This window comes from Aeromonas sp. 3P (assembly GCF_051919745.1).
Classification (GTDB): Bacteria; Pseudomonadota; Gammaproteobacteria; order Enterobacterales; family Aeromonadaceae; genus Aeromonas; species Aeromonas veronii.
Genome location: NZ_JBQBED010000001.1, coordinates 2,942,714 through 2,954,613 on the forward strand (window position 1 = coordinate 2,942,714; position 11,900 = coordinate 2,954,613).

Annotated in this window: 9 protein-coding genes; 3 read left to right on the top strand and 6 right to left on the bottom strand. The window is 63.1% G+C overall.

The annotated features are described in order from the left end of the window. The first annotated feature begins 49 nt into the window (after positions 1-49). The 3 genes from ACTG19_RS13520 to ACTG19_RS13530 are packed head-to-tail and all read left to right on the top strand — an operon-like array spanning position 50 to position 3,701. Positions 50-1,615 (top strand): ABC transporter ATP-binding protein, encoded by a 1,566-nt coding sequence (locus ACTG19_RS13520; RefSeq protein ID WP_043821432.1) that lies wholly within the window; start codon positions 50-52, stop codon positions 1,613-1,615. Continuing rightward, the gene (locus tag ACTG19_RS13525) at positions 1,615-2,733 is read left to right on the top strand and encodes an ABC transporter permease (RefSeq protein WP_005357011.1); all 1,119 of its coding nucleotides are present in this window, start codon (positions 1,615-1,617) and stop codon (positions 2,731-2,733) included. The genes ACTG19_RS13520 and ACTG19_RS13525 overlap by 1 nt, the downstream gene beginning before the upstream one ends. Positions 2,734-2,735: 2 nt before the next feature. Continuing rightward, positions 2,736-3,701: an ABC transporter permease gene (locus ACTG19_RS13530; RefSeq protein WP_021230728.1), complete on the top strand. Its 966-nt coding sequence runs from the start codon at positions 2,736-2,738 to the stop codon at positions 3,699-3,701. An 84-nt stretch (positions 3,702-3,785) separates the two neighbouring features. Here ACTG19_RS13530 and mgtE read toward each other — a convergent pair whose 3' ends face one another. From mgtE to ACTG19_RS13560, 6 genes are all read right to left on the bottom strand, one after another. Next, complete coding sequence (gene mgtE, locus ACTG19_RS13535; RefSeq protein ID WP_088868183.1) at positions 3,786-5,210, bottom strand: magnesium transporter; 1,425 nt, start codon at positions 5,208-5,210, stop codon at positions 3,786-3,788. Between the two features lie 146 nt (positions 5,211-5,356). Further along, positions 5,357-6,757 (bottom strand): siroheme synthase CysG, encoded by a 1,401-nt coding sequence (gene cysG, locus ACTG19_RS13540; protein WP_439989162.1) that lies wholly within the window; start codon positions 6,755-6,757, stop codon positions 5,357-5,359. A gap of 12 nt (positions 6,758-6,769) precedes the next feature. Beyond that, complete coding sequence (nirC, locus tag ACTG19_RS13545; RefSeq protein ID WP_236398605.1) at positions 6,770-7,582, bottom strand: nitrite transporter NirC; 813 nt, start codon at positions 7,580-7,582, stop codon at positions 6,770-6,772. Between the two features lie 56 nt (positions 7,583-7,638). Continuing rightward, positions 7,639-7,956: a nitrite reductase small subunit NirD gene (gene nirD, locus ACTG19_RS13550; protein ID WP_236398698.1), complete on the bottom strand. Its 318-nt coding sequence runs from the start codon at positions 7,954-7,956 to the stop codon at positions 7,639-7,641. Beyond that, positions 7,956-10,502: a nitrite reductase large subunit NirB gene (gene nirB / locus ACTG19_RS13555; protein WP_439989163.1), complete on the bottom strand. Its 2,547-nt coding sequence runs from the start codon at positions 10,500-10,502 to the stop codon at positions 7,956-7,958. Before nirB ends, nirD begins: the two co-directional genes overlap by 1 nt. Before the next feature lie 306 nt (positions 10,503-10,808). Continuing rightward, complete coding sequence (locus ACTG19_RS13560) at positions 10,809-11,897, bottom strand: ABC transporter permease (RefSeq protein ID WP_439989165.1); 1,089 nt, start codon at positions 11,895-11,897, stop codon at positions 10,809-10,811. Positions 11,898-11,900 lie beyond the last annotated feature (3 nt).

Genomic DNA, 11,900 nt, shown 5'->3' on the forward strand with positions numbered 1-11,900 from the left:
CCGCACGGGCCGGTTTTTAGTCTTATTTCATGAAACGCAGGGCTGCATCATGGACCAGACAGATCGCTATGCCATCGAATTAAGAGGTATCGATAAGCGGTTCGGCGAAGTGTACGCCAACAAGCTGATCGACCTTAAGGTTCGCAAAGGCAGTATCCACGGCATTGTCGGCGAAAATGGCGCCGGTAAGTCCACCCTGATGAGCATCATTTATGGTTTCTACCATGCCGACAAAGGCGAGATGCTGATCGACGGGAATCCTTTTAAACCCCATGGCTCACAAGATGCGATTGCCGCAGGCGTGGGCATGGTTCACCAGCACTTCATGCTGGTCAATAACTTCACCGTATTGGAAAACGTCATCCTCGGCGCTGAGAACGGCTGGCACCTTCAGCAGAGCGTGGCGTCGGCAGAGAAGCTGCTCGGCGAGTTGGCGCGGGATTATGGCCTCGACGTGCCGCTGCACGAGAAGGTCGAAGATCTGCCGGTTGGCTTGCAACAGCGGGTCGAAATTCTCAAGGCGCTCTATCGCGGCGCCCGCATCCTGATCCTCGACGAGCCGACCGGGGTACTGACCCCGCAAGAGGCGGATCACCTGTTCGAGGTGCTGAAAAAGCTGCGGGATCAGGGGGCAACCATCATCCTTATCACCCACAAGCTGAGGGAGATCCTGGCCATTACCGATCAGGTCTCCATCATGCGCCGTGGCGAGATGGTGGCACACGTCGCCACCAAGGATACCGACAAGGAGCAACTGGCCGAACTGATGGTGGGCCGCAAGGTGCGCCTCAAGGTCGACAAGGGGCCAACCCAGCCCGGTGAAGCCAAGCTGAAGATCGAAGGGCTCAGCTACGTCGATGCCAGCAAGGTGGAGCGGGTCAAATCGGTCAGCTTCGAGGTGCGGGCCGGTGAAGTGGTCGGCATCGCCGGGGTCTCCGGCAACGGTCAGTCCGAACTGCTCAGTCTGCTTGGCGGCATTCTCAAGCCGAGCAAGGGTGGCTTTACCATCAGCAGCCGCAGCGGCGTGCACAAGGTGAGCGCGGAGCACCCGGCCGATCCCGAGCTGGTGCGCAACTACGGCCTCGGCCATGTGCCGGAAGATCGCCACAAGATGGGGCTGATCAACCGCTTCGAGGCGAAAGAGGCCTTCATTCTCGGTTATCACCGCCGTCCGCAATACAACAAGGGTTGGCTGCAGAACAAGGAGGCGATCCAGCAGGATTGTCAGGCCAAGATGGAGAAGTGGGACGTGCGCCCGCCCCATCCCGATCACAAGACCGCCAACTTCTCCGGTGGCAACCAGCAGAAGCTGGTGATCGCCCGTGAAGTGGAGCAGGACCCGGATGTGCTGCTGATTGGCCAGCCGACCCGCGGGGTCGACATCGGCGCCATCGAGTATATCCACCAGCAGATCATCGCCATGCGTGACAAGGGCAAGGCCGTCTTGCTGGTCTCGGTGGAGCTGGACGAGATCATGAGCCTCGCAGACCGGATTCTGGTCATTGCCGATGGTCGCATCGTCGGCGAGCTGGATGGTGCCAAGGCGGATGAGCGCACCATTGGTCTGATGATGGCGAACATAGTGCCGGACGAAGTTGCCAAGGAGGCCCACTGATGAGCCAAGTACGTATTCCTGCCTGGGTCTCCGTAGGCGTCTTGTCTGCGGTCAACATCCTGCTGGCCTTCCTGGTGTCAGCCATTCTGTTCTACTACCTCGACATCAACCCGGTCGATGCCGCCAAGATCATGTGGTACGGCGCGTTCGGCACAGGTGAAGGGGTCGGCTTCACCCTCTACTACGCAACCGGCTTTATCTTTACCGGTCTGTCGGTGGCGGTCGCCTTCCACGCCGGTCTGTTCAATATCGGTGGTGAAGGTCAGGCCTATATCGGCGGGCTCGGTGTCGGTCTGGTCTGTCTGATGCTCGGTGATGTGCTGCCGTTTGCCCTGCTGTTGCCGCTCTCCATCATTGCCGGTGGTCTGTTCGGTGCGGCCTGGGCCTTTATTCCGGCCTGGCTGCAAGCCAAGCGCGGCAGCCATATCGTGATCACCACCATCATGTTCAACTTCATCGCCGCCTCGCTGATGGCCTATCTGCTGGTGGAGGTGTTCAAGCCGCCCGGTTCGATGGCGACCGAGAGCAAGGTATTTGCCGAGGCAAGCTGGCTGCCCAAGATGAGCGGGCTGGCGAACCTGTTCGGGATGGAGATCCCCAACAGCCCGCTCAATATCAGCTTCTTCTGGGCGCTGATCTGTGCGGCGCTGGTGTGGGTCTTTATCTGGCACACCCGCTGGGGTTACGAGATCCGCTCGGTCGGCGCCAGCCAGAGCGCCTCCGCCTACGCCGGTATCTCCTATCCCAAGGTGGTGATCCTGGCCATGGTCATCTCCGGCATGCTGTCGGGCTTCTTTGCCCTCAACGTGCTGCAGGGGGAGCTGCACCAGATCAAGCTCAACTTCGTGGAAGGGTTCGGCTTCACCGGTATCGCGGTGGCGCTGATGGGGCGCAACCATCCGGTCGGCGTCATTATCGCCAGCCTGCTGTTCGGTTTCCTCTATCAGGGGGGCGCAGAGCTCAGCTTCGAGTTCGGTGTCGACCGCAACATCGTGGTGGTGTTGCAGGGTCTGGTGATCCTGTTCTGTGGCGCCCTTGAGCACATGATGCGTCCGCGCATCGAGCAGCTCTATCTGGCGTTTGCCAACCGCTCAGCCGCGCAAGCTAAAGGAGTCTGATCATGTTTGAAATTCTGATCCTGATGCTGGATGCGACCATCCGTACCGCGCCGCCCCTCATTCTCGCCGCCATGGCGGGCATGTTTTGCGAGCGCTCCGGGGTGGTCAACATCGCGCTGGAAGGCAAACTGCTGGCGGCGGCGTTCGCCAGTGGTGCGGCGGCGGCGGTCTCCGGTTCTGCCTGGATAGGTCTGGGTGCCGGGGTGGGAGTCTCCATCCTGTTTGCCCTGATGCACGGCTTTGCCACAATCACCCACCGCGGTGATCAGGTGGTGAGCGGCATGGCCATCAACATTCTGGCGGCCGGTCTGACCGTCACCCTGGGCCGTTACTGGTTCGATCAGGGTGGCCAGACTCCGGCGCTCTCCGGTGATGCCCGGTTCGCCCCGATCGATCTGCCCTATGCCAAGGAGTTGTGGGATGTGCCGGTGATCGGCCAGCTCTACAGCGAGCTGCTGAGCGGCCACTCCCTGCTGGAGTACGTGGCGTTCGCCTGCGTACCGCTGGCCTGGTGGGTGATGTTCCGTACCCGCTTCGGTCTGCGGCTGCGGGCGGTGGGCGAGGCGCCGGCTGCGGTCGATACCGCCGGTATCTCGGTGGTGCGGATGCGCTACACCGCGCTCCTCATCGGCGGTCTGCTGGCCGGTATCGGTGGCACCTATCTGGCGGTGGCCCAGACGGCCCAGTTCATCCCCAACATGAGTGCGGGCAAGGGCTTTATGGCGCTGGCGGCCCTGGTGTTCGGCAAGTGGCGTCCCTGGAATGCCATGGCCGCCTGCCTGCTGTTCGGCTTCCTCGATGCGGTCGCCATCCGCCTGCAAGGGGTCAGCATCGGTGGCTTCGCCATTCCGGTGCAGGCCATCGAGGCACTGCCCTACATCCTGACCGTGTTCCTGCTGGCCGGTTTTATCGGCCGCGCGGTGGCACCCAAGGCACTTGGTACACCTTATGTGAAGGAGCGGGAGTAGCGCCTTTTATCGCGATATTCCCGATCACACAGATAACAGCAGGCCCACTTCGGTGGGCCTGTTTTTTATGGTTTGAGTGGCTGGTTACAGCAGGAACAGGGTCGCCAGCCCGAGGAAGATAAAGAAGCCGCCGGTATCGGTGATGGCGGTGATCATCACGCTGGCACCGACTGCCGGGTCGCGGCCGAGTCGGGTCATGGTCATGGGGATGATGACTCCCATCAGGGCGGCCACCAGCAGGTTGAGCATCATGGCCAGGGTCATCACGGCGCCGAGCGCCGCATCCTGATAGAGCAGATAGGTGGCGATGCCCATGGTGCCGCCCCACACCAGCCCGTTGATAAAGGCGACGCCAAGTTCCCGCAGCAGCAGGAAGGAGAGGTTGCCTGCCTGAATGTGCTGCAGCGCCAGCGCCCGCACTATCATGGTGATGGTCTGGTTACCGGTGTTGCCGCCGATCCCGGCGACGATGGGCATCAGGGCCGCCAGTGCCACCAGCTGGGAGATGGTGTGCTCGAACAGGCCGATCACCCGCGAGGCGACAAAGGCGGTGCAGAGGTTGATGGCAAGCCAGGCCCAGCGGGTCTTGACCGCCTTGGAGACGGGCGCGAATACGTCTTCATCCTCGCTGATACCCCCCATCCGGCGCAGGTCGGTGTCGCTCTCTTCATAGACCAGGTCCACCACCTCTTCGACGGTGAGGCGGCCCATCAGCTTGCCCTTGCCATCCACCACGGCGGCGGAGAGCAGGTCATCCCGCTCGAAGGTGCGGGCCGCCGCTTCATCGTTATCCTCCGGATCGAAGGTGACCGGATCCCGCTCCATCACGTCGCTCACCAGGGTGGCGGGCTTGTGCAGCAGTACTGTGGTGAGGGCCAGCTCACCCAGCAGGTGGTTGCGCCGGTCGATGACGAACAGCTTGTCGGTGTTGGCGGGGATCTTGCCGCGCAGGCGCAGATAGCGCTGCACCGTGGCGAGCGTCACCTCGGGGCGGATGGTGATGATCTCGAAGTCCATCATGGCGCCGACGGTGTGCTTGCCGTAGCGGATCACCTCCCGCACCCGATCCCGGTCGGCGGGGGCCATATAGGTGAGCAGCCGCCCCATCAGGTTGCGCGGCAGGTATTGGCCCAGATAGATCTGGTCGTCGATATCCAGGGTGCGCAGGGCGTGCAGCAGCTCCTTGTCGCTCATCCCGCTGATGAGGCTGTCCCACACCGTCTCGGAGGCTTCGACCAGGATCTGGCCGCGCTTTTCCTCCTCCACCAGTACCCACAGGGCATGACGCTCATCGGGCGGCAGCGACTCCAGCGCATCGGCGACGTCGGCGGCGGGCAACCCGTTGACCAGCGCGGTGAGTTCGCTGGTCTGATCGCGCTGCTCGGCATCCTGCACCACCTGCGGATCGAGCAGGCTGTCGGTGAGGGCATCATCGCGCAGCAGCAGGGTGAGAATGCGGGATCTGTCATCCGCGCGCTGCCGGGCGCTGTTCTTGATGGGAAGAGACATGGGATGAATTCCTGAGATGGTAGCCAAGGGCTCAATGCCCATAGGATACCAGACTTAAAACAACAGGTTATGACCGTGATAGGAGAAGAGAGAGGTAAAAGTGAGGCCACCTGCTGGTGGCCTCATGGTGAGTTGCCGAGGATACCTCAGGCGAGGGCTCGCTGAGCCTGTGGTGCCTCGCCAAACCAGGCGAGCCGGTCGGCCAGGGTCACCACCGAGCCCACCATGATGAGGGCAGGACTCTCGACCCCCACCGCCAGCGTGGGCAGCTCATCGAGGGTGCCGCGAATGACCCGCTGGCAGGGCTGGGTGCCGCGCTCGATCAGCGCCACCGGGGTGTTGCCCGCCTTGCCGTGGGCCAGCAGCTGCTCGCGGATGGTGGCGCAGGATGAGAGCCCCATGTAGAACACCAGAGTCTGTTTGTCCTTGGCCAGCAGCGGCCAGTCGAGATCCCTGGCGCCCCCCTTGCCGTGGGCGGTGACGAAGCGCACGCTCTGGGCGTGGTCGCGATGGGTCAGCGGAATGCCGGCGTAGGCGGCGCAGCCGCTGGCCGCAGTGATCCCCGGCACCACCTGAAAACCGATGCCGCTGCCGACCAGCGTCTCCAGCTCTTCGCCGCCCCGGCCGAAGATAAAGGGGTCGCCCCCCTTGAGCCGCACCACCCGTTGCCCCTTCTTCGCCTCCTCCAGCAAGAGCTGGTTGATCCCCTCCTGCGGCACGCAGTGGTTGCCCGCCTGCTTGCCGACGAAGATGCGCTTGGCATCCCGGCGCACCAGCGCCATCACCTCGTCGGAGACCAGCCGGTCATAGACCACCACGTCCGCCTGCTGCATCTGGCGCAGGGCGTGCAGGGTGAGCAGACCAGGATCGCCGGGGCCAGCACCCACCAGCACCACTTCGCCTCCGGTCTGGCTTTCATTGGCAAACAGGCTGTCGGCCAGCTGGTGGGCAGAGGCGCTATCGCCCCGCGCCAGCGCCTGACCGAGCCGATCCGCCCCGAGCAGCCGCTCCCAGAAGCGACGCCGCTCGCCCATGCTGGCGAAGCGGGCCTTGACCCGTTCCCGCAGGCTGCCGGCGAAGGCCGCCACGGCCCCCAGATGTTGCGGCAGCAGGGCTTCCAGTTTTTCCCGCAGCAGCCGGGCCAGCACCGGTGCCTTGCCGCCGGAGGAGATGGCTACCATCAGCGGCGAGCGATCGATGATCGACGGCATGATGAAGCTGGATCGTTTCGGGTCATCCACCACGTTGGCAAAGATCCGCGCCTGATTGGCGCTCTGGTAAACCAGCGCATTCACCTCGCGCCGATCGGTGGCGGCCACCACCAGCCACTTGCCCGCTAGTTGTTCCGGCATAAATTCACCGGCCAGCCACTCGATGCTGCCGTTGGCCGCCAGTTCCGCCAGCTCGGGGTCGAGCTTGGGCGCTACGACTGTGAGGTGGGCACCGGCATCCAGCAGCAGACGCGCCTTGCGCTCTGCCACCTCGCCGCCGCCGACCAGCAGCACGGGTTTGTTGTCGAGTCGGCAAAAGATGGGCAAGTAGTCCATGGGGCCTCCGGATCAGGCGGTTCGGGTCTGGTTGGCGGAGCTGGTGGTCTCGCTCACTGCGACCGGGCGCTCAGCCTTGGGGGTGGCATACCAGTAGCCGAGGCCCATAAAGAGGACGCCGGAGACGGTGTTGCCCAGGGTCACCCACAGCAGGTTGTGGCCGATGCCGCCCAGGGTGTAGGCCTCGGAGTGGGCGCCAAACCAGGAGAGGGCGAACAGGGTCATGTTGGCGATGGAGTGCTCGTAGCCGGAAGCGATAAAGGCCAGCAGACACCACCAGATGGCGATGAAGCGGGCCGCCCCTTCGGTGCGCAGCGCCATCCAGATGGCGAGGCAGACCAGCCAGTTGCAGAGGATCCCCTTCATAAACAGGGTCAGCGCCGGGGCCTGGGTCTTGGCCAGCGCCACCTTGTGGGCCAGGCTGCCTGCGTCCGGCAGCAGGCTGCCGCCGTAGGAGTAGATGAGCGCCACCACGATGGAGCCAATCAGGTTGCCAGCCCAGGTCTGCGGCAGGATGCGCAGCAGGTCGGCCATGGTGATCTTGCCGCTCTTCACCCCAAAGGTGAGGAACATGGTGTGGCCGGTAAACAGCTCGGAGCCAGCAATGATCACCAGCGTCAGGGCGATGCCGAAGGTGGCTCCCATCACCAGCGGCCGGATGGCGGGATCCACCAGATTGCCGAGGGTGAAGATGAGGATGATGCCGAGGCCCACATAGGCCCCCGCCATGGCGGAGCTGAGCCAGAAGCCGAGCTTGTCGCTGCGCTCGAAGCGGTTGATGCGGGCCGCGTTGGCGGCGCACTTGTTAATGGTTTCCGTGTACATCTTGTGAGTCCTTGAAAGGGCTGCCCACAGGCAGCCCGAAAGAGAGTGAAATCGGCTTAGACGGCGACCCAGACCTGCTGGTCGCGCACTTCAACGGGGTAGCTTTGAACCGACATGGCGGGATTGTCGAAACAGTGGCCATCGCTCAGGCGAAAGCGCTGCTTCTTGAGCGGGCTGGCGACCCAGAGCTTGCCGTCGTGTTCGCAGATCAGGCCCCGTGACAGCACGTTGGCAGCGAAGAAGGGATCCCGGTTGTCGATGGCGAACACCTCGGCGGCCGCGCTCGGGCGGAACAGGGCGATCTGGCGACCCTCGATCAGAGCGCAGACACCGGTTCCCGGCAGGATGTCGTTGAGTTGGCAGGCAAGTTTCATCATTTGTTTTCCACCTCGATCTGGTAGACGGGGATGCGTTCGGCCGGAGTGGCGGGTCTGTGCTGGTCGCGCTCGGCAACGAACTGAACGTCGGGATCGCGCTTGTCGCTGTTGATGAAGTGGCTGAATCGCTGCAACGCCTCCTCTTCATTGAGGGTGCGCGACCATTCGCACTCGTAGCTGTCGATAAGACGCTGGATATCGCGCTCCAACGTCTCGGCCAGTCCCAGCTTGTCATCGACGATCACCTCGCGCAGGTAGTCGACGCCCCCTTCCAGATTGCCGAGCCAGACCGAGGTGCGCTGCAGTTTGTCGGCGCTGGTGACGTAGAACATCATAAAGCGGTCGATCAGCTTGATGAGGGTTTCGCGGTCGAGGTCAGACGCCAGCAGATCGGCGTGGCGCGGCTTCATGCCGCCGTTGCCGCCCACATAGAGGTTCCAGCCCGCGTCGGTGGCGATGATGCCGACATCCTTACCTTGGGCTTCCGCACATTCGCGGGTACAGCCGGAGACGCCGAACTTCATCTTGTGCGGGGTGCGAATGCCCTTGTAGCGGTTCTCGAGGAAGACCCCGAGGCCAACGCTGTCCTGCACGCCGAAGCGGCACCAGGTGCTGCCGACGCAGGTTTTGGCCATGCGCAGTGCCTTGGCGTAGGCCTGACCGGTCTCGAATCCGGCTGCCAGCAGTTTGCGCCAGATGGCGGGCAGGTCATCCTTCTGGGCCCCGAACAGGCCGATGCGCTGGGCGCCGGTGATCTTGGTGTAGAGCTTGTAGTCGCGGGCCACTTCGGCCACCGCCAGCAGCCCTTCCGGAGTCACTTCGCCACCGGCCATGCGCGGGATGACGGAGTAGCTGCCGTCTTTTTGCATGTTGCCGAGGAAGATGTCGTTGGTGTCCTGCAACGGGATGTTACGCGGGCTCAGCACATGCTCGTTCCAGCAGGAGGCGAGGATGGAGCCGACGGTCGGTTTGCACACCTCGCAGCCATAGCCCTGACCGTGTTTGGCCAGCAGCTCGTCGAAGCTCTTGATCCCCTCCACCTTGACCAGATGGAACAGCTCCTGACGGGAGTGGGGGAAGTGGGCGCAGAGGTGGTTGTTGACCTCGATGCCCTGCTTCACCAGCTCGGCGTTGAGCACCTGGCTGATGAGCGGCACGCAGCCGCCGCAGCCGGTACCGGCCTTGGTGTGCTGCTTGATGGCGGCAAGGGTGGTGTGACCCTCGGCCACCGCCTTGGCGATGTCGCCCTTGGAGACGTCGAAGCAGGAGCAGATCTGGGCGCTTTCCGGCAGGGCATCCACCCCCAGCGTCGGCTTGGCACCGGCGTAGGCGGGCAGGATCAGGGTGTCCGGGTGGCTCGGTAGCGGCAGGGCGTTGAGCATCATCTGCAGCAGGTTGCCGTAATCTTCCACGTCACCCACCAGCACGGCGCCGAGCAATCGGCTGTTGTCTTCGCTCACCACGATCTTCTTGTAGACGCCAGCCTGATCGTCCTGGAACACATAGCTGTGGCTGCCCGGGGTGCGGCCATGGGCATCACCGATGGAGCCGACGGAGACGCCGAGCAGCTTGAGCTTGGCGCTCATGTCCGCCCCTTCGAAACGGCTGTCGCCGCCCTGCAGATGGTCGACGGTGATCTGGGCCATCTTGTAGCCCGGCGCCACCAGCCCGAAGAAGCGGCCCTGCCAGGCGGCGCACTCGCCGATGGCGTAGATGTCGGGGTCGGAGGTGAGGCAGTGATCGTCGATGACGATGCCGCCGCGCTCGGCGATGGCGAGATCACCGTAGCGGCCCAACGTATCTTGCGGACGAATGCCGGTGGAGAAGACCACCACATCCACTTCAAGCTGGCTGCCGTCGGCGAAGGCGAGGCGGTGTTTCGCCTGTTCGCCGCCATGCATCAGGATCTCGCTGGTGCTCTTGCTGGTGTGCACTTGCACGCCCATGGATTCAATCTTGCGGCGCAGTAGCTGGCCGCCCTGACCGTCGAGCTGCTCGGCCATCAGCACAGGGGCAAATTCAACCACGTGGGTCTCGAGACCCAGCGCCTTGAGGGCACCTGCCGCTTCAAGGCCAAGCAGACCGCCCCCAATCACCACCCCGCTCTTGCTGCTCTTGGCGGCGCTGCGAATGGCTTTCAGATCCTCGATGGTGCGATAGACGAAGCACTCGTGGTGCTGACTGCCCGCAATGGGCGGCACCCAGGGGTAGGAGCCGGTGGCCAGCACCAGCTTGTCGTACCCGACCACAGTGCCCTTGTTGGAGTGCACTTCGCGGTTGGCCCTGTCGATTTTTTTCACCGCTTCGCCGAGCAGCAGGCGGATGCCGTGCTTGTCGTAGAAGCCGGGTTTGACGAGGGAGAGATCTTCGCTGGTGTGATGGGAGAAGTAGGAGGAGAGATGGACGCGATCGTAGGCGGGACGGGGTTCTGCACCGAAGACGGTGATCTCGTAGCGGCCCGGGTCGGCCCGCTCGATCAACTCTTCGATGATGCGGTGCCCCACCATGCCGTTGCCCACAACGACCAGTCTGACTTTGCTCATGATTGCCTCTAGTTTGGAGTAATAAAACATCATTCTGAGGCTAGGCTACCCAGTCAGTCGGGGCGGGCAATTGATGCAAATCAAGTGTCTATTTATATATCTCGTCAGGGGTAATTCAATAAAATTCAAAGATATACAAAAATAGGTATACCAGTTGATGATTTCTGCGCGGGTGTAGAGTGAGGGGTGTCTGAGAGCAAGCCCGCTTTAGCAAAAGCCGGGGAGTGAAAACTTCTGTCGGAAAAAAACCGGCCTCGTACTGGGCTAGACCGGCATCAATGGGCATCAGCTGAGCAAGGTGGCGCGTCAGGCGATATGGCGGCGGAACATGGCGAGCGCCAGCGACAGGGTGACGCCAGCGATGGCGAGCAGTGGCCAGAGCAGGGGCCAGGCGGCCGACCAGTCGAACCCCTTGAGGAAGACCCCCTTGAGCAGCACGATGAAGTGGGTGAGGGGGTCGATGGCCGCCAGCCACTGGAACACCTGCGGCATGTTCTCCACCGGCGAGATGTAGCCCGAGAGGATCACCGCCGGTACGGTGAAGGAGAAGACTCCGAGAAAGGCCTGCTGCTGGGTCGAGCAGAACGACGAGATGAAGAGCCCGATCCCGGCCAGTGCCAGCCCGTAGCAGACCATGCCCGCCATCAGCAGGCTGAGGCTGCCGGCAAAGGGGAGGTGAAAGATAAAACGGGCGGCCAGCGCGACTATGCACCCTTGTCCCACCGCCACCATGATGCCGGGCACCGCCTTGCCCGCCATGATCCAGCCCGCGGTGAGGGGAGAGACCAGCAGCTGATCGAAGGTGCCCTCCTCCCGCTCCCGCGCGACCGAGAGGGCGGTAACGATCAGACAACCGGTGGTGGTGATGATGGCCACCAGCGCCGGCAGGATATGCCAGTGGAACTCGACGTTGGGGTTGTAGAGGTTGCGCACCGCCAGCTCGGGTTGCCCCTTGCCCTCACTTTGCCAGCGGGCAATCACCTGACTGATGTAGCCCGCCGCCACCTGACCGCCGTTGGAGCGGCGGCCGTCGATAATCAGCTGCACCTTGGCCGGTTCGCCACGCGCCAATCGGCGGGAGAAATCACCCGGAATAATCAGCCCGAGCAGCGCCTGCTGTCCGGTGATGGCCTCGGTCATGCCCGCCTCGCCTTGCACCGAGATGATGGTGGTGAAGGCGGGCATATGGGTGAGACGCTCCAGCAGCTCGCGGCTCTGGGCACCGCCATCCTGGTTGTAGATGGCCAGCGTGTTGCCGGTCACCTCCAGAGTGGCGGCGAACGGGAAGAGGGCGGTCTGCAGCAGCACCGGCATGATGAGCAGAAAGCGCCCCTGAGTATTGCCCATCAGGGCCTGCAGCTCTTTTCGGATCAGCCACCAGAGTCGGATCAGCATGGG